This is a genomic window from Colwellia psychrerythraea 34H, from assembly GCF_000012325.1.
In the GTDB taxonomy this organism is placed as follows: Bacteria; Pseudomonadota; Gammaproteobacteria; order Enterobacterales; family Alteromonadaceae; genus Colwellia; species Colwellia psychrerythraea_A.
The window spans coordinates 4,530,538-4,549,767 of sequence record NC_003910.7; the positions used below are offsets into that span (position 1 = coordinate 4,530,538).

Consider the following 19,230-nt stretch of genomic DNA (forward strand, 5'->3'; position numbering starts at 1 on the left):
TGTTTTGTAATGATTACTTTTGCAACTGAAAAGTTAAATACTCTCCAACTCCAAAGCTAGTTATTCTTTTATATGACGCTTCATTTTATTAGTTGCCTTAGCGTTAACAGGATCATCTGGCCAATAATGCCTAGGATAACGGCTTTTCATATCTTTTTGCACTGCTTGATAGCTACCAGACCAAAATTTAACTAAATCTTGTGTTACTTGAATAGGGCGTTGCGCGGGTGAAAGTAGCTCTAAAAGTAGAGGTATGCCTTGATTTTGTTCACTTATACCCGCAATAGCGCCAACATTGGGCGTTATTGTTAGACCATATAATTCTTGCATAGGTAATGAAACTTTTGGAGATTCATCTTGAGAATAACTAATTGGGCAATGCCTTCCCGTTGGTCCAACATAAACAGTAGGTGCAGCTTGTTTTAATATTTTTTGTTCTTGATAGCTAAGTAAAGATAATAACATCGATGATAAATCGAGTTTATCGAGCTGCGCTTTAGTTTTTATACCGCCAACAAACGGAGCAAACCACGTTGTTAATTTTGCCAATAGCAGTTCATCATCGATTACCACTAAATCATATTCCGGAAAGTACTTGTTCAACCATAACCAACGCGCTTTTAGTGCTAAATCTTTGGCCTGCCAGGATAAAAAACTTAACCCTTTTTTCATCACTAAACTACACCACATAGCACTAATTGATTCAGCGGTTACCTCTTGTTTCAATGGCTGATCTGATAGGACTATTGCACCTAATGAGGTTTGTCTTTTAGCGATTATTCTACCGCTTTTATTATCAAAATTTGCTATATCTTGCTGCTTTATCTGTGCAGCAAAGGTATTGGTTATTTCTTCTAAGCTAATCTGACTAGCTAATCTCACCGTTAACTGGCCACCTAGTTGACTCGTTTGAGCGATAACAATAAAGTCTTCACCTGCTAAAGCATCTTGTTCATTCACTAAGGTTCCTTTGCCATTAACGCAAATAAAATCACCATGATTCCCTCTGGTTTTAGCCACGCGTTCTGGATAAGCATAAGCGAGCAGTACACCTGTTTTTGCTAAATCCAGATCATGAACCCTAAAACGTAATTGTACATTTTGAGCCAGTCGACTCGCTTGTTGTAGAATCCGTTCTAACAATGGATTTTTATTACTTTTATGCTGAATAAGTAATTGCAACCGATGAATTAAATCACAATCATATTTCGCTTGTTCTCCTTTTAAAATATCGCGTTCTTCGAGTAAAGCGGCGATTAAACAAGCCAACAGCGTTATATTCGGCCCTTGGGTTTGTGCCATTAATATCATATGAGCAAACCGTGGGTGACAAGGCAAACAGGATGCTTTTTCACCGTGTTTGGTTAGCAGGTATTTATCATCAACAATGTCTAGGCTTTGTAGTTCTTGCCACGCTTGTTGCTCTTTAGCTTTACTGGGCAGTTCCAATAAAGGCAACTCAGCTAAGGCTGTGACTCCCCATCGAGCAGCTTCGATGAGTGTAGGTAGTAAATCAGCTTGTTGAATATCATTAACACTGTGCAGCGGTCTACGCTCAAAATCATCTTTGCCGTATAAGCGAATACACTGCCCATGCATTAATCGCCCTGCTCGCCCCGCTCTTTGTACAGCTGAAGCCTTTGATATTTGCTTTTGCATTAGCTTATTCATCAAACTAGCACTATCAAAAACAGCAACTTTTTCAAGGCCGCAATCAATAACAAGATCAATGCCGTCAATGGTCAATGAAGTCTCTGCAATATTTGTAGCTAAAACAATTTTACGATGTCCACTTAGACAGGGTGCTATTGCCTGCTGCTGCTCCTTTAAACTCAACTCCCCAAACAAGGGACAAATTTTGACACCTTCCACTTTTTGAGCCATTAAGCTATCAAGTAAAAACCGAATATCGGCCACACCCGGTAAAAAAACTAAGATTGAGCCTATGTGGTTATACATTTTATCTTTAATAACCGCCAATGCATGTTCACGCCAACGTTGATGAGCCCTAGGGGCTTGATAACTCACTTCTATAGGATAGCTCCGTCCTTCACTATTTAACAAATAAGCATCAGGCAATGCTTGGCTTAAATACTCAATATCTAACGTTGCCGACATAAGCAGTATTTTTAAATCATCACGTAATTCTGTTTGTACTTCACGGGTGAGTGCAAAAGCTAAGTCGCCCTGAAGACTTCGTTCATGAAATTCATCAAAAACGACCAATGCCGTACCTAATAGTTCGGCATCTTTTTGAATAATCTGCGTTAATATGCCTTCAGTAATGACCTCAAGACGGGTACTCGTTGATGTTTTACTATCATTACGTAATCGATAACCAACAGTTTCCCCTACCTTTTCTTTCAGCTGTGCAGCTAAAAATGTTGCTATATTTTTAACGGCCAAACGTCTAGGTTGTAGCAAATAAATTTTCTTATTAGCCAAACTTGGCAACGTTAATAACCATAGAGGTAAGCAAGTTGATTTACCCGCTCCAGGAGGAGCCGATAATATGAGGGTATTTTGCTCATCGAGGCTTTGGCAAAATTGTTGCTTAATTGCTTCTATTGGTAAATAAGTAGTCACGGTCATCGACAAAATTAAATTATTAAAAACAGGGCTGCTATCATAGCAATTATTAGTTGTCGGGCATATTGCCAAACAGTTTAAACAATCAACTTCATCGCTTTATTCAATCTCAATAGCTGGCTATTACTCAATCAGATGCTTTGAATTTTAATGGCGAAGCTCGATAATATGGCTGCATAATGTTTCTTAACTTAATCAACAGGCGTGAATTTTTCGATAAGAACTACGTTGGCATGACGATGAAACTGATTAAGCAAACCTATGAGCTTGTGACATAAAATGGATAAAATAGAAAGTTAGATTAAACGGCAAGAGATGCAAAATAATTTTATCCCAGTTGGTCTAAATTTTTAAGAAAAACTTAGGCAGAAGCTAAGATAAAAGCTTAAAAAACATATACTCCCTGCTGAAGTAAAAAAAGATCATTCAGAATCTAAGAGAATGATGGCGAAAACTTGCAAAAAAATATTTATCTGCTTACTTGGCAAATTAATTAAAGCCTGTTATTACTTAACGTTCCCCTTTATTAATCAGAGACAATCAGAGAGGAAATAACATGCAACATTCGGCACATGGAAGTTATATCATTGAACAACAAAGTAATATTTTATTGGTTGATGTACAAGAACCATTTAATGACGTGACTGCGGAAAATTACCACCAAGATATAAAACAACTAATAGAAAAAATGACTGGTGAACCATGGGGGTCATTAATCACCTTTCGTGGTAGTAGTGTTTTCACCCCTGATGCCGAACAGCAGTTAAGAGAAACAACTCAATATCGACAAGAAAAAGGCATGATTGCTATTGCTGTTGTTATTTTAAATAGCGCCTATGCAGATATGCAACAAATGCAATTGCAGCGTATTTACCATGACTGCCAAATAGAGTTTCATGTTTTTAGTGATAGTGAAATTGCTGCTGATTGGCTCAATGATTTTATAGAGCAAGCAAATTCATTAAAAAACAAACAACGAAAGGCTTAACTTGTTAATTAAAATGACAATACCAAAAAAAAACGACATTATAATGAGCTACTAACTTAATTAGCTCATTTTACTATGATACTTCAAGTGCAACCCGCCAAATTAATTAAGCGTTATAAACGCTTTCTAGCTGATATTGAACTTAATTGTGGTGAGGAAACAACCATACATTGTGCTAACACGGGTGCGATGAAAGGTTGTGCAGAGCCCGATGATACTGTTTGGTACACCACCTCAACCAATACTAAGCGAAAATATCCATTTAGCTGGGAGATCACCCAAAGCCAAGATGACCATTTTATTTGCGTCAACACCTTGCGCGCTAATCAGTTGGTGGAAGAGGCGTTACACTTAGATTTAATCAAAGAATTATCTGGCTTCAATGAATTAAAACGAGAAGTAAAATACGGCAATGAAAACAGCCGAGTTGATTTTTTAGCAACTTATAATAATGCCCCTGACACATATATTGAAGTTAAATCAGTCACATTATTAGAGAGTGGTCATGGCTATTTCCCTGATGCGGTTACCACACGTGGACAAAAACACTTACGTGAATTAATGGACATGGTCGCACAAGGACACAAGGCTGTTTTATTATTTGCCGTTTTACATAGTGGCATCAATGATATTTCTGCCGCTAGTCATGTTGATCCAATTTATGCAAAATTACTCAAAGAAGCTCGCCTTGCCGGTGTTGAAATAATCGCCTATAAAGCAGGTTTTTCACTACAACTCGGAGAGCTAGATGTTAAGTTAGTAGAAAAAATTCCCTTTATTGAACGATAAAGATTGACTCACCCTAGTAAAACTTGCTAAAAAAGCTTGCTCAAAATTTTTAAAAAACAGTGTGAAAATTATAATTTTCATTAACTAGTTGATAACGTTAGACAAAATATTTATTTTAGCTAATTTGTTGATTTTTATCATGAGCGACACAATATAGTCCTGATTCATCGGGTCATATATAACATATTGGCACTTACAACAAAGGCATCATATTACGTAAAACGTGATATATTAATAAATTGCCTTGGTCTATGTAGCATTGGGAGAATAAGCATGCCAACAAATAAACACAAGCCACTAGGTATTCTTGCCTTAGCAGGCGTTGCGCCATATCAAGAAAAAGCTGGCGAAGAGTACATGGAAGAGCCTCAGCAAGAGCATTTTAAGAAAATTTTAGATGCTTGGCGCTTACAGTTACGTGAAGAAGTTGATCGTACCGTATCGCATATGCAAGACGAAGCAGCAAACTTTCCAGATCCTGTGGATAGAGCGGCTCAAGAAGAAGAGTTTAGTCTTGAATTACGTACACGAGACCGTGAACGTAAACTTATCAAGAAAATTGAAAAAACGTTGCAGTTAATTGAAGATGACGACTTTGGCTTTTGTAAGTCTTGTGGCATAGAAATTGGCATTCGTCGTTTAGAAGCCCGTCCTACTGCCGATCTTTGTATTGAATGTAAAACGTTAGCTGAAATTAAAGAACGCCAAATGGCTGGCTAAAAGTAGCTAACCTTAGCCACTTGTAACTAGACATAGTTCACATGCAAAACTTGCATATCAAGCGACCACTAGAGCCTAAGCAGGCTTTTCAATATCGTGGTCGCTTTGCACCATCCCCTTCCGGTTTACTTCACTTTGGTTCTCTCATCGCTGCTTTAGCGAGTTTTCTTGATGCAAAAGCGTTTGTTAATGATCACGGCGAGCAAGGAAAATGGTTAATTCGCATCGAAGATATTGATCGGCCTCGTGAGCAAAAAGGCGCCAGCACCGCAATATTAACGACACTTGAAGCTTTTGGGCTACACTGGGATGAAACTGCGCTTTATCAAAGTACACAATCTCAATACTATCGTGATATTTTATCTAATCTCGCACAACAGAAGTTAAGCTATTATTGTCAATGTACTCGCTCTCAAATCAAGGCTATCGGTGGTATCTATCAAGGCCATTGCCGCACAGCTAATTATAAATCACAAGGCAACGCCACTAGGCTTGTTAACCAATACGGTTTACATCAATTTAATGACCTATTTCAAGATCACGTTGTTTGTAATAAAGCCTTAGCTAATGAAGATTTTATTATTCATCGCAAAGATGGTTTGTTTGCTTATCAGCTTGCGGTAGTCGCTGATGATATAGCACAGGGCATTACCCATGTTGTCAGAGGCTGTGATTTACTCGAACCCACCGCTAGACAGCTGACTCTTTTTCAAACATTAAACAATAGTTTTTTAAAATGCACAACGCCACGATACGGTCACATTCCTTTAGCAATCACGAGTGAAGGTTATAAGCTTAGTAAACAAAATAAAGCACCCGCGATTAATAATGCTAACCCACAACCTGCGCTTATTGCGGCGCTAATCTTTTTGGGCCAAAAATCCATACCTGACTTAGTCAGTGCTAGCGTTGAAGAGATCATTCAATGGGCCATAACTCATTGGCAACGGGACCTTGTTCCCAAAGCTTTTGAAATAAACATTGATTAAACTAAGCTAAAGTAGTTTTTGAAGCATTACTCATTTAAAAATATTCGTCCATAAAGGAAATATTATGTCTACTAATACACGCAATACTATCGTAATCACTGGTGCCAATCGTGGCATCGGGTATGCCATGGCTAAAATTTTTCAACAACGTGGTGATATCATTTATGCACTTTGTCGTCAAAGCTCTAAGGATTTAGATGCACTTGGTGTCAATGTGGTTGAGGAAATTGATATTGCAACCCAGGTAGGTATAGAGAAAGCGGTAACATCTCTCAACGGTATCAACATTGATTTATTGATCAACAATGCGGGTATTTTACGTGATGAGCAACTTAGTGATTTAAACAAAGACACCATTATTGAGCAATTTAATGTTAACGCGCTTGCGCCACTCTGTTTGAGTCACGCTTTACTTTCTAACTTATCTTCAGGTAGTAAAATTGGCTTAATCACCTCTAGAATGGGTTCTGTCACTGATAATACTTCAGGAGGAAGATATGGGTACCGCATGTCAAAAGCGGCGCTTAATATCGCGTCAGTATCATTGGCAAGAGATCTCGATGATAAAAATATTGCAGTCGGGATTTATCATCCTGGTTATGTACAAACCGAGATGGTAAATCGCGATGGCGTTTTGAGTAATGGTGACATTAGCGCGAGCGAAGCAGCTGAGCGACTAATTGCCTTAATGGATAACTTATCCATGGCAGATTCAGGTGTATTTAAGCACTCAAATGGCGAAACATTACCTTGGTAAATTTAGGATCTGTTGATTTTTTGCGGTTAAATTTTGTTCGCTTTTTTAAAAGAGAGTAAAGCGCTTTAATCGCGGCGAGTAGTGTGTAGCCTAGTCATTCTAAGCAAATTCTACTCAACAAAGAGTAAAACACTTTTAGCCGAATCCTTCGGACAGCATTTGTTGGACATTTTTACGGCGTTATCGCCTTTTTATGTGGAACAACCACATAGCAAAGGCTCTGCCTTGTATAAATACCCAGCAAACCGCTGCAAAAACAATCTCGAAAGATTAACAGACCCTAGTCTAAATAAGTCAGTTTAAGAAAGAAAAATGAGCTTTGCTTCTCAAGCTTATTTTTCTATCCTTTTTTTGCTGCTTTTTCATGCTATTTGCCATGACAGTTATTCTCTTTTGCCCTCCACTGTTATATCATTGCGCCACTATTTTATGTCTGTATTAAAGGCCTGTGACTATCAAAAGCGTTATTAATTTATGCAAAAGAGTTTTCTCCAAAAAAGTGAGTAAAACTATCGCCAAAACGACCCCTAAAAAGGACGCTAAGAAAAGCGCCCGTAGCAACACTAATGTTACAACTGCATCCTTTGATAACCCATTGATCTTCTCACGAGATCAGCATCCCGTTTCACGTAAATTACTTAGCCCAAATGCACTTAAAGTATTATATCGCTTAAATAAAGGTGGTTTTGATGCCTACCTTGTTGGTGGCGGCGTTCGTGATATTTTATTAGGCTTTAAACCTAAAGATTTTGATATTGCAACAAATGCGACACCTGATGAAATTAAAGAGCTGTTTAGAAATTGTCGCTTAATTGGTAGACGTTTTCGCTTAGCACACATTGTTTTTGGTCGTGAAATAATTGAGGTTGCAACCTTTAGGGGCCATCACGATAATGCTTCTGAACAAGAAAAAAGCTGCAAGAAAACCTCTAAGCAAAGCGAAGATGGCATGCTATTGCGTGACAACATATACGGTAGTATCGAGGAAGATGCTGAACGTAGAGACTTCACTATCAATGCGTTATATTACTCAGCTAAAGACTTTAAAGTTTATGATTTTGCTAATGGCGTTCAAGATGTAAACGATAAGGTGATTCGCTTAATTGGCGATCCTGAAACTCGTTACCGTGAAGATCCAGTACGTATGCTACGAGCCATTCGCTTTGCTACCAAGCTTGATATGCAAATAAGTGATGATACTAAAGCACCGATCAAAGAATTATCTACTTTAATGGCCAATATTCCTGCGGCTCGTTTATTTGAAGAATTCTTAAAAATGTTCATTGCAGGTAAAGCTGTCGCTAACTTTGAGCAACTACGTAGTTATAACCTCTTTGGCTATTTCTTCCCTGCTGTTGAACAAGCACTTAACGATGAATCAGACCAGCAACGTTTTTTACTCGACTTTATTATGCTGGCGATGGAAAACACTGACAAACGCATAAACAATGATCAACGAGTAACGCCTGCGTTTTTATTTGCTGCTATGCTTTGGTATCCATTACAAAAGCATATTCAACAAATTAAAGTCACGACTCAACTGACTCCACAAGATATCTTCTTTGCTGCCCTAAATGAAATAATGCCAGAGCAGCAACGCAGTATTGCGATTCCTAAACGTTTCCAAGCCGTCATTAAAGATATTTGGATCCTGCAAGATAAGTTAGGCCGCCGCGAAGGAAAACGAGCATTTAAAACGATAGAGCATCCTAAATTTAGAGCAGGTTATGACTTCTTGTTACTACGCGCACAAATAGAAGATACTGATGAGCTTAAAGAATTGGCACACTGGTGGACAGATTTTCAAGAGGTCTCAAACGAAGCTCGTCTTCAAATGATCAAAGGCGTAAAATTACCACAAGGCGCAAAAAGGCGCCCAGCAAAGAAACGTCGTAAGCCTGCTGCAAAACCACCTGAAGCATAACGGCAAGCTGATGCAAAACAAAGTAACAGCTTATATTGGTTTAGGTAGTAACTTATCAGATCCAAGGATTCAGGTGAGCAACGCAGCTAAAGAAATAGGTAAAATATCCGCAAGTCATGTTATTGCCTTTTCCTCTTTGTACTTGAGTAAGCCGATGGGCCCACAAGATCAAGATGATTACATCAATGCGGTAATTGCCATCGAGACAAGTTTATCTGCACTTGAATTATTAGACGCTTTACAAGCCATAGAAAATTTGGCTGGGCGGGTACGAAAAGATAACCGTTGGGGCGCACGAATTCTCGATTGTGATATTTTACTGTACGGTAATGAATTCATAGAGAATGAGCGCTTAATTGTTCCTCACTATGGTATGAAGCTGAGAGAGTTCGTTCTCCTTCCTCTCGCAGAGATTGCGCCTTCTTTACAATTACCAGACCGTAGCTTAATCAGCGAACTTGCTAGCGAAATCAACAGTAATGGCATAGTCAAATTATCATTATCAACATAATGAATATTAAAATTATTACCCTTAACAGTATACTCATTAACGCTAACTGCTTAATAAGCTAATTAACCTATTCGGAAAAGTCATGGCTAAAATCACTACTGCAAGCTTGCTTAACATGAAACAACAAGGCAAAAAGATATCAACTATTACTGCCTATGATGCCAGCTTTGCAAAATTATTTGATCAAGCAGGCATACACGCCATACTTATTGGCGACTCTTTAGGTATGGTATTACAGGGGCAAGACAGCACATTACCTGTGACAATCGAAGATATGGCTTATCATACACGTTGTGTAAAACGTGGCGTTGAAGAGACCCTTATTATCGCCGATATGCCTTTTATGAGCTATGCCAACGAAGAGCAAGCTCTAGCAAATGCAGCGCTGTTAATGCAAGCAGGCGCTAGTATGGTAAAAATAGAAGGTGGTGCTTGGCTTAACGGCACTATTTCTGCCCTTGTTGAACGCGGTGTTCCCGTTTGTGCTCATTTAGGTTTAACACCGCAATCAGTTAATATTTTCGGTGGCTTTAAAGTGCAAGGCCGTGACGATGACAAAGCCCAACAAATGATCGCTGATGCAAAAGCACTTGAAGCAGCTGGCGCTCAACTATTGGTACTTGAATGTATTCCAGCGATTTTAGGTGAAGCCATCACGCAAGCGCTTACTATTCCAACTATTGGTATAGGCGCAGGTAAAGACACTGATGGACAAATTTTAGTTATGCACGATGCCTTAGGTATTGCGTGTAATTATATGCCTAAGTTTTCGCGCAACTTCTTAAAAGATACTGGTGATATTAAAAAAGCCGTTGAGCTCTATATCAGTGAAGTGAGTGAAGGTAACTTCCCAGGTGATGAGCATATATTCAAGTAATCCCAACAAACAAATGAATTTAGTGCTTTTTAGCAAAAATTCAAAACATAGCTCTATTAATAAGATACTAACAATAGAATACTTATAAAAAATAACGGCAAGATAAATTTATGAAAACAGTCAGTCAAATTAGTGAATTACGTGCACAAGTAAAAGCATGGCGTCAACAAGGTTTAACCGTTGCTTTTGTCCCTACTATGGGTAACTTACATGCAGGCCATATTTCGTTAGTAGCTGAAGCACACAAACATGCTGATAAGGTTGTTGCCAGTATTTTTGTGAATCCAATGCAATTTGGCGTAAATGAAGACATTGAAAACTACCCGCGCACGATGATCAATGATGAGCAAAAATTGACTGCCGCTGGTACTGATTTACTATTTACACCGTCACCTGACATTATTTACCCCAAAGGCCTCGCTAAACAAAGCTTTGTTGAAGTACCAAATATCTCTGACGGATATTGTGGGGAGAGTCGTCCTGGTCATTTTCGTGGTGTTGCCACGATTGTCTGTAAACTATTTAATCTAGTACAACCAGATGTGGCTTGTTTTGGCTTAAAGGATTATCAGCAAGTACAAGTCATTCAAAGAATGGTTGAAGACTTGTCGATGCCAATCACTATAATTCCAGTGGCAACCATAAGAGAAGAAAGTGGTTTGGCTCTGAGTTCTCGTAATGGTTATTTGACAGAGGAAGAGAAAGCTATCGCACCTGCCCTACACCAAAGCTTACATTGGTTAGGCGAACAAATTAGAGCAGGTTATGCTCAGCAAGATAGTATTGATTTTATTGGCTTAGCTAAACATGCTGCTAAGACAATTAATGATGCTGGTTTACACACAGATTATCTACATGTCTGTCACGCAGAAACATTGCAGCCAGCAAGTGAAGATGATACTCAGTTAGTTATTCTAGCGGCAGCACATTGTGGTAAAGCTCGTTTAATTGATAACTTGCAAGTAAACCTAGCTTAACGCCCTTTGCTCATTACTTTAAATGTTTACTTCGCTTATTCTTTTTAGCTGAGTAAACATTTAATTAGTGCCGATACAATCATAACAATGTCTCATAGTTCATTAAGTTCTTATCCAAAACTGTCGAAGAAAACCGATAAAAAGGCCATTTTACGCTTCTATAAAGATAACCATTATTCAGCAAGATTTATTGGCTTTGATAATTGCTACCTTATCAAGATGGGTGACAACATTATTGCTAGCGTAATTATCTCACAAGGCAATAAATCGCAACAGATAGACACAGCTACTGAAGTGACGTCCACCGATATTTTTCAAGACTTGAGCCAAGATAAACCACAATACTTACTACATGCATTGCTTGTTTCACCTGATTATCAGAAGCAAGGTTATGCAGTGCAACTACTAAAACATACGATAACGCATCATCAGCCGCTAATTTGTTTTGCACACACTTCGTTAAGTAAACTATACCTAGAGAATGGATTTACTCTTATTGCAGACGACTTATTGTGTAAATTTTTAAATCCTGCTCTATATAATCGATTCCAACTGTATTTAAAACATAAACCTGAACTCAAAGCTTTTATTCATCAATAAGTGATGTAATAAGAATCAGCCTTGTTTATACAATGCTTGATTTGAAGAATTAACTAGTCATTTAATCAAAGTCAGCCTTTAATTTAACAATGCCAATCATAAGCCAAGTAGTCATAACAAACGGCGCGGTAAAAGCAGGTATGGCTATCATCTCAAAAACTCTTGTAAACAGTACTGAGAATAAAATAGCCAAAATGATAAGCCAATACTTATTAGGGTAGCGATCGACAAGCGCGATAGCGACAAGGCAGCCATTGAAACCATAAAGTCCCATCATTGCTTTCTCTTGAGAAAAACCAAAAGTAGTCGCGACCAGCAGGCCGATAAGTGATCCCAATATTGCCCATACTGCGGTTTTATAGGAACTGAACAGCAGTGCACAACAAAATACTGCACCTGAAAGCCAACTGTCTTGCAGCATAACTTGCCCTACACCACGAAGAACTCCGTGCAAAGAATCAATGAGTGTCGGTGATATAGAGCCAGTAAAACTCCCCGACATTGGATCTGCTAATCCTACAGAATCAATGATCAACACAATCGTCCATGTTGAAAGAATAAAGGGTGTAGTCAACGCGGGAATGCTTGGTATTTTAGTTATCATCACATGCATAAGAAGCGCAGAAAAAGCACCTCCCAATAGCACCAAAACAAGAGAGATAAAACTCAGAGGTAAAAGGGAGAATACTGCGATACCAACCAAAGCAGCATTGAAGCCATAAAAACCTTTAGTTACGCAGTTTGAATCATACTGAAATAATTTAGCAACGGCTAAACTCGATAAAATTGCCAGTATACATCCTAGCAACATTGTAGGTGAGTTTAATCCAATACCTACCAAAAATAGGAAGCCAGTGACAGTATTTGATTGCAACATAACTTGAGCTAAGCTACTTAAAAAACGTTTAGTGAAATTTTCAGCTGGATAATTCATGATTATTTATTGACCGCAAAACTGTATCGACAGTAACAAGTCAAGCTGCGACTTATCCTAACGGTTATACCGCTAGAATAAAGGAAGGATAACCTTAGGTATTCACTACCACTAAAACTATCAGTGGCTAGTGAAATTAGTGTTTAAAGCTAGTTGCTACTAATATACTTTAGCGTTGTTATCACTTTTTCAACCGATGTAGCCCAAGCTTGTGCACTGGCATCCACTTCTTTTAACGGGTGAATCAACTCTTCACTATGTAAGGTAATATAAGGCTTATCTAATGCAGCGCAATAACCGGCATCAAAAGCAGCATTCCATTGTTTGTATTTATCACCAAAACGGATAATAGCAACATCACAACGCTCAATAAGCGTTTTTGTTCGTATGGCGTTCACTTTGGCCGATTTATTATCACGCCAAAACTGTTCTGTTTCAGCACCAAGATGATCACCCGCACTATCACTCGTTTCATGATGAGTAACCGCCGAAGAAAAGACGATGTTTAAGTTGCTCTCTTGGCAACCTTGAATAATTTTTTCGCGCCAATCGGTATGAATTTCACCGGAAAGATATACTGATAATTTCATCATTAAGCCCCTAGTTAGAGTTAGCTAAAGCTATATTTAGCGAAGGTTATATTTACCCATAATACATGAATTATTGTTGTTCACTATGTGAATATAATGGAATAACATTCCACTATGTGGGATACAACAAAAATGGGGGTGTGTTTAATTTTAAGCGAAATTGAAATAAAACGGGATTTAAACTCAAAATGCTAATCCATCATAACAATCTTGCTAAAAGGCGACAGACAAAACCAACATTGTAAGTTATAAAGCCCTTTTGTAGTTAAGTAACCATAAAAGGGCTTTATACCAATACCATTAAATTATTGCCCACTTGTGTTGGTTAAAATACTCCAAGGCAGCGTTGCTCTCAATCCCAATAGCCTGCTATTGGTCAATCAAGCGCCTACCCTTGAATTACTTTTCCTACGCAATCAGCTCACAAACTTAATGGAATTGGTATTAGTTGTTTCAATTAACAGAGAATGTTTTAGTTAATTTCTTTGCCCTTAGCATGCTCAACCAGATCTTCTACAATAGTTTCTTCTTGTACAAGGCTCTCTTCTTCAAGCTGGGTTTGTGGAATAATTGCATTTAGTGCAATGGCGACTAAACCACATAAACTAATACCTGTTAAGCTAAAGTCATCATTGCCAATAGCCATGCCACCAATACCAAAGACTAACGTAGTTGAGACAATTACCAGATTACGTTGTTCAGCAAGGTCTACTTGAGCTTTTATTAGAATGTTCATACCTACACCTGCGATCGAACCAAAAAGCAGGATCAGGATACCGCCCATAACTGGTGCTGGAATGGTTTGCAGTGCAAGTCCAAACTTAGCAACAAATGCGAGGCCAATAGCAAAAGCGGCAGCCCAAAGCATGATCTTAGGGTTAAACATTTTAGTGAGCATTACCGCACCAGTAACTTCTGAATAGGTGGTGTTTGGCGGTCCACCGAATAACGAAGCTAGTGAAGTAGCTAGGCCATCACCTAATAGTGTGCGGTGTAAACCAGGACTTTTAGTGTAATCTTTACCGGTTACACTACCAATCGCGATGATATCACCGACGTGTTCAATTGCAGGTGCGATGGCTACAGGTAGCATGAAAAGAATAGCGGTTAAATTAAACTCTGGTGTTACAAAGTTAGGAATGGCGAACCATTCACTATTAGCAATGGCTTCTGTACTGACCATGCCCATAACTGACGCCATGATATAGCCAACAAACACTCCAGCCATAATTGGAATTAAACGGAAAATGCCTTTACCTAATGTCGCAACCAATAATGTGGTTATTAATGCCGACATAGAAACAATTAGTGAGTCAGCATAAGGGAACAGCACAGCTGAGCCATCACCAGCTTTACCCATAGCCATATTTACTGCGATCGGCGCAAGACTGAGTCCAATAACCATAATGATAGGACCTGTTACTACCGGAGGCATTAGCTTATGTAAAAAACCAGCCCCACGAACGGCAACGACGCTGGCAATCAGTACATAGACTAAGCCAGTTACGAATAAAGAGCCCATAGCTACTGCAATACCCCAGGTTTGGACTGAGTAGGCTATTGGCGCAATAAATACAAACGAAGATGCCAAAAATAATGGCACTTGCTGCTTGGTAATAAACTGAAATAGAATAGTACCAATACCTGCTGTAAATAAGGCGACACTTGGGTCTAACCCTGTGATTAACGGCATTAATACCAATGCGCCAAAAGCGACGAACAGCATTTGCAACCCAGCAAGGGCATTACGCCAAGAAGGTTGGTTGAAGCTACTTTTATCTAAAGAAGGTTCTGACATAAAACGTCCTATTAAGTGGTTTTATTATTAAATTCATTCGCGACTATTGACTAGCTTTATTTGGTGCCAAATATTTTATCGCCTGCATCCCCAAGACCAGGAATGATATAACCACTCTCGTTCAAATGATCATCTATCGATGCGGTATAGATATCTACATCTGGGTGAGCACTTTTAACCTTCTCAATGCCTTCTGGTGCAGCGACTAATACTAAAGCACGAATGTCATTACAACCTGCTTTTTTTAATATGTCGATGGTCGCATTCATTGAACCGCCAGTCGCTAACATAGGGTCGATAATTAAGGCGAGGCGCTGATCTATATCACCAGCTAACTTTTCGAAATAAGTAACGGGCTCAAGCGTTTCTTCATCACGATAAAGACCCACGACACTAATTTTTGCACTAGGCATTAGCTCTAATACACCGTCCAACATGCCGATGCCAGCACGTAAAATTGGCACTACAGTCGCTTTTTTCCCAACTAGACGTTGACCGGTAATTTCACCATCCCAACCTTCCATTTGGAAGTTTTCCAATTCAAGATCTTTAGTCGCTTCGTAAGTTAATAAGGAGCCGACTTCTGCTGATAATTGACGAAAGCTGCGCGTACTCATGTCTTTGGCGCGCATTAGGCTAATTTTGTGTTGTACTAGAGGGTGTTTTATTTCGAATACTGACATGCTTTATAATCCAATGAAAAAATTTTGCTTATTTTCACATAAATTGATCGGATATTGGAGAGATTTTAACTATATTTCTCTACTTAGTCAGCAAGATCAAAGAAAATGAGTTGTGGTAATTACTAACGAGAAAATTATTTCTCGCTAGTAAAAATTGTAGTCAACTTTTTGTAGTAACGTCACCGTTAATCAACATCAATATTAAGTAAGTTCGCTGGAGAAAACTGATCCGTTAGTACTGGACTATCATCGGGCCAGTCTTGATGTGTAGCAGTTGATTTTATATTTTTATAAAGTTGCTTTACCTCGACACCAATGGCGAGTAATTTAATCGCTAACTGAGTGATACTTTCGCTTTGCTCTGCAGCCGCTAGCTCTTTGTAAAGGTTTTCATCAAGTCCACTATTACGGGCTAATATTATTCGATTACTATTATCAGGATTACTCACTTGATAATAGTCACCAAAAACAGCTTTATATGTTGCTGATTCATATCTATATAACTGACTAGAAGAGAAGGTATTAGCTGTGAGTATACCTTGGGGAGAAAGCAAACGTTTAGTTTCTTCTAGATACTCTTTGGTCATTAAATGCTCTGGAATATAATCACCGTTAAAAGCATCAAGTATAATCCAATCGTACTCTTGCTTCTTTAATAGTGCTCTTTTGACAAAAACTCTCCCGTCTTGACTATAGGTTTTTATTTGATCATTTTCTAAAAAGCCAAAGTATTGTCGAGCTACTTTAATAACACTCTCATCTATTTCGACATTATCAATATAACTATCAGGCAACAATTGGTGCAAGGTATTTGACATTGTGCCGCCGCCAAGACCAATGATCAAAATATGCTTGGGCTCAGGATTAACCAATAAACCTGTGAGTAATTGTTTAGTATAATTGAACACTAATTGTTGTGGCTGGCTCTTAAGAAGACAACTTTGCCGCGTTTTAGTACTCTTAACATTAAATTTTAAACAACGTAAATCGCCATTATCTTCCACGAGAATATTTCGATATAAAGAGCGCTCACTGTGAATAACTTCAGCCATTGCATTATTGACACAAACTACCAACAAAAAACAAAGGCCGTAGATAAGCTTACCTGCTGAATTAAGCATGACTAATATCTCGTTGTGCTTTCGATTTAAATAAATTTTCGTTCGCTTTTGCAACCACAATCGTGATGAAACCTAATAAACTAAGTAACAGACTAATACTTACCACAATCGTATCTATATCAAACCACAAGACTAAGTAAAAAGAAGTAATAATGGTACCTATAGCACTACCTAAAGTAGAAACGAAATATAGCTTTCCGGCAACTTGACCACTTTCATTAGAGTTTCTTACCAACAATCTTACCGAGTAAGGGGATAACATACCTAAAATAATCGTTGGAATAAAAAAGAGTGCTGTTGAGGCTAATAAAGACCCATAACGAGAATCCTCTATCGCTAAGAAAATACTTTCCATTAACCAAGTGCTTGATGTGACTATTGGAAGCAAGGTGAGACCAGCAATAATGAAAATAGCACCATAGCGGGTAAGTGATGCAGAGCGAGTGGATAGCTTACCGCCAAATAAATAACCTAACGCTAAACTGAGCATAAACACTGTGATGATGCTGCCCCATATATGGACACTGCTGCCAAAAAACGGCGCAAGAATCCGTCCTGCTAGCAGCTCAATACACATTATGGAAAAGCCACTAGTAAAAGCGAGAAAATAAATAAAAAGGTTATTGTAATTAATAGAATTTTTGGATTCTTGCATGCTTTATATAATTTTTATTATGTAAATTTATATAGGCACTGTAAATTATTTTTCTGATTTTGGGTAGTAAGCAACACTATATAGCTAATAATACGTTGTTCTTTTCTGTATTATTTCAGATGTTAATTAGCAAGTTGGCTTCACAAAAATATAACAAGTAGCTCTTTCCGAACTGATGAAAGTCATGAAATAAGATAAAATCATCATGATGAAAGAGCATCATACTTGTAGTAATAAAGCTCTTATACCACTTATTAACGACCCCAAATAATTGCCTTTCGTTATTTCAATGAACCGTGGGAGTCATCATGATATTCAGTCATCTCAAAGTGTCATAAGCTATAATCATGGCGAATTTCAATGGATATATGTGAAAGCTGCGGCAAAATTTCCCTTAAAATACCTTCATATTCATCTGAATTAAGCGGTTGCGCAGAAGTTACTTTAAGAATTGCAGCTTGGTGAGCAGTCGCTATTGTCCAAACATGTATATCGTTAATTACCGTGTTTTTTTTGCTCAATGCCTTTGAAATTTGTTCTAACGTTGATTTTTTTACCGATTTATCGAGAAGAACATTACTAGAATCCTTAATTAAACCATATGACCAACGTAAGATTACGATAGCGCCAACAATCCCCATTAAAGGATCCATCCATATTAAGCCGACATATTTTCCTATTAATAAAGCAACAATGGCTAATAGCGATGTGAGTGTATCCGCAAGTACATGAAAGTAGGCTGCTTTCATATTGTGGTCGTGATCATGATGGTGCTCTCCATGATGATGATGGTCATCATGTAGGATAAAAACAGAGGCAACATTGACAACTAAACCTATAATGGCAACAACGATTGCTTCGTTAAAATGAATTGATTGTGGTTCTAATAGCCTTTGAACCGACTCAACGATCATCATCAAAGCAACTATTGCTAATGCAATTGCACTGGCAAAACCACCTAAAGAATTGACCTTACCAGTACCAAAGCTGAAATCCTTATTGTTTGCATGTTTTTTTGCATAAGAATAAGCGAAAATAGCAATTAAAAATGCTGCGGAATGAGTGCCCATATGCCAACCATCAGCGAGAAGGGCCATAGAGCCCGACCAAGTACCAGCGCCAATTTCAAGCACCATGATCACTGTAGTTAACCAGAAAACAGTTTTAACTTTATTTTCATGAAGTTTATTATCAAGACCGAAATCATGAGAATGCTCCCATTGAATACTACTATCATTTTCCATCGAACTTCCTAAACTTATTACTTTACATTACTTAGAAATAGCATATATTTTAAACCTGAAATATACTACCCCCCTGTATATTTATTTTCAAGTAAAGGAAGAAGATGTCACATACCATAGCAAGTAAAAAGAAGTTGCTCAGTCGCGTTAGACGGATAAAAGGTCAGTCTATTGCTTTAGAAAGTGTTTTAGAGGGTGAGCCAGACTGCATGGCTGTTTTACAACAGGTAGCGGCGATTAAAGGCGCTGTTAATGGACTGATGAAAGAAGTATTAGAAGGTCACTTGAGAGAACATTTAGGTGCCGATGATTTGACTCAAGAAGAAAGAGCAGAAGAAGTTGAGCAAGTTATTACTGTTCTAAAGAGTTATCTAAAATAAAAGGAGCGATGGCGAATTTTATTTTTTCTTCGAGACGGGTTATCAATAAAAAGTGTGGATGTTTACCTTTTATTCAGCCTTATGCATTAATGTTAATGTGAAAA

The 19,230-nt window shown here is 38.2% G+C and carries 20 protein-coding genes; 12 read left to right on the forward strand and 8 right to left on the reverse strand.

Annotated features, from left to right (window positions below):
- Nucleotides 1–60 precede the first annotated feature (60 nt).
- Nucleotides 61–2,592 (reverse strand): ATP-dependent helicase HrpB, encoded by a 2,532-nt coding sequence (gene hrpB / locus CPS_RS19255; RefSeq protein ID WP_041737143.1) that lies wholly within the window; start codon nt 2,590–2,592, stop codon nt 61–63.
- Between the two features lie 553 nt (nt 2,593–3,145).
- On the opposite strand from hrpB, the gene CPS_RS19260 reads away from it, so the two are divergent.
- From CPS_RS19260 to CPS_RS19305, 11 genes are all read left to right on the forward strand, one after another.
- The gene (locus CPS_RS19260; RefSeq protein WP_011045035.1) at nt 3,146–3,577 is read left to right on the forward strand and encodes a hypothetical protein; all 432 of its coding nucleotides are present in this window, start codon (nt 3,146–3,148) and stop codon (nt 3,575–3,577) included.
- A gap of 75 nt (nt 3,578–3,652) precedes the next feature.
- Nucleotides 3,653–4,366 carry a DNA/RNA nuclease SfsA gene (gene sfsA / locus CPS_RS19265; RefSeq protein WP_011045036.1) on the forward strand — a complete coding sequence of 238 codons (714 nt, stop codon included), beginning with the start codon at nt 3,653–3,655 and terminating at the stop codon, nt 4,364–4,366.
- A gap of 273 nt (nt 4,367–4,639) precedes the next feature.
- Nucleotides 4,640–5,086: an RNA polymerase-binding protein DksA gene (gene dksA / locus CPS_RS19270; protein WP_011045037.1), complete on the forward strand. Its 447-nt coding sequence runs from the start codon at nt 4,640–4,642 to the stop codon at nt 5,084–5,086.
- A gap of 41 nt (nt 5,087–5,127) precedes the next feature.
- On the forward strand, nt 5,128–6,075 hold the full coding sequence (gluQRS, locus tag CPS_RS19275) for a tRNA glutamyl-Q(34) synthetase GluQRS (protein WP_011045038.1): 948 nt from the start codon (nt 5,128–5,130) through the stop codon (nt 6,073–6,075).
- Between the two features lie 64 nt (nt 6,076–6,139).
- On the forward strand, nt 6,140–6,832 hold the full coding sequence (locus CPS_RS19280; protein WP_011045039.1) for an SDR family oxidoreductase: 693 nt from the start codon (nt 6,140–6,142) through the stop codon (nt 6,830–6,832).
- 81 nt (nt 6,833–6,913) lie between these two features.
- On the forward strand, nt 6,914–7,135 hold the full coding sequence (locus tag CPS_RS24195) for a hypothetical protein (protein ID WP_011045040.1): 222 nt from the start codon (nt 6,914–6,916) through the stop codon (nt 7,133–7,135).
- 196 nt (nt 7,136–7,331) lie between these two features.
- Nucleotides 7,332–8,756: a polynucleotide adenylyltransferase PcnB gene (pcnB, locus tag CPS_RS19285; RefSeq protein ID WP_011045041.1), complete on the forward strand. Its 1,425-nt coding sequence runs from the start codon at nt 7,332–7,334 to the stop codon at nt 8,754–8,756.
- A gap of 10 nt (nt 8,757–8,766) precedes the next feature.
- Complete coding sequence (folK, locus tag CPS_RS19290) at nt 8,767–9,267, forward strand: 2-amino-4-hydroxy-6-hydroxymethyldihydropteridine diphosphokinase (protein WP_011045042.1); 501 nt, start codon at nt 8,767–8,769, stop codon at nt 9,265–9,267.
- 82 nt (nt 9,268–9,349) lie between these two features.
- Nucleotides 9,350–10,144: a 3-methyl-2-oxobutanoate hydroxymethyltransferase gene (panB, locus tag CPS_RS19295; RefSeq protein WP_011045043.1), complete on the forward strand. Its 795-nt coding sequence runs from the start codon at nt 9,350–9,352 to the stop codon at nt 10,142–10,144.
- A 110-nt stretch (nt 10,145–10,254) separates the two neighbouring features.
- Complete coding sequence (gene panC / locus CPS_RS19300; RefSeq protein WP_011045044.1) at nt 10,255–11,121, forward strand: pantoate--beta-alanine ligase; 867 nt, start codon at nt 10,255–10,257, stop codon at nt 11,119–11,121.
- A gap of 87 nt (nt 11,122–11,208) precedes the next feature.
- Complete coding sequence (locus tag CPS_RS19305; protein ID WP_011045045.1) at nt 11,209–11,721, forward strand: GNAT family N-acetyltransferase; 513 nt, start codon at nt 11,209–11,211, stop codon at nt 11,719–11,721.
- A 61-nt stretch (nt 11,722–11,782) separates the two neighbouring features.
- On the opposite strand, the gene CPS_RS19310 is transcribed toward CPS_RS19305, so the two are convergent.
- The 7 genes from CPS_RS19310 to dmeF form a co-directional block, all read right to left on the reverse strand.
- Nucleotides 11,783–12,655, reverse strand: a complete 873-nt coding sequence (locus tag CPS_RS19310; protein ID WP_011045046.1) for an urea transporter — start codon at nt 12,653–12,655, stop codon at nt 11,783–11,785.
- 149 nt (nt 12,656–12,804) lie between these two features.
- Nucleotides 12,805–13,245 (reverse strand): YtoQ family protein, encoded by a 441-nt coding sequence (locus CPS_RS19315; RefSeq protein ID WP_011045047.1) that lies wholly within the window; start codon nt 13,243–13,245, stop codon nt 12,805–12,807.
- Between the two features lie 472 nt (nt 13,246–13,717).
- Complete coding sequence (locus CPS_RS19320; RefSeq protein ID WP_011045049.1) at nt 13,718–15,043, reverse strand: uracil-xanthine permease family protein; 1,326 nt, start codon at nt 15,041–15,043, stop codon at nt 13,718–13,720.
- A gap of 56 nt (nt 15,044–15,099) precedes the next feature.
- A complete protein-coding gene (upp, locus tag CPS_RS19325) occupies nt 15,100–15,726 on the reverse strand; it encodes a uracil phosphoribosyltransferase (protein WP_011045050.1) in 627 nt (208 codons plus the stop codon).
- A gap of 185 nt (nt 15,727–15,911) precedes the next feature.
- The gene (locus CPS_RS19330; protein WP_011045051.1) at nt 15,912–16,847 is read right to left on the reverse strand and encodes a spermidine synthase; all 936 of its coding nucleotides are present in this window, start codon (nt 16,845–16,847) and stop codon (nt 15,912–15,914) included.
- Nucleotides 16,840–17,502 (reverse strand): fused MFS/spermidine synthase, encoded by a 663-nt coding sequence (locus CPS_RS19335; RefSeq protein ID WP_011045052.1) that lies wholly within the window; start codon nt 17,500–17,502, stop codon nt 16,840–16,842. Before CPS_RS19335 ends, CPS_RS19330 begins: the two co-directional genes overlap by 8 nt.
- 332 nt (nt 17,503–17,834) lie before the next feature.
- Nucleotides 17,835–18,746, reverse strand: coding sequence for a CDF family Co(II)/Ni(II) efflux transporter DmeF (gene dmeF / locus CPS_RS19340; RefSeq protein WP_011045053.1), 912 nt, complete (start codon nt 18,744–18,746; stop codon nt 17,835–17,837).
- A gap of 104 nt (nt 18,747–18,850) precedes the next feature.
- Between dmeF and CPS_RS19345 the strand changes: the two genes are divergently transcribed.
- The gene (locus CPS_RS19345) at nt 18,851–19,126 is read left to right on the forward strand and encodes a metal/formaldehyde-sensitive transcriptional repressor (protein WP_011045054.1); all 276 of its coding nucleotides are present in this window, start codon (nt 18,851–18,853) and stop codon (nt 19,124–19,126) included.
- The last annotated feature ends 104 nt before the right edge of the window (nt 19,127–19,230 follow it).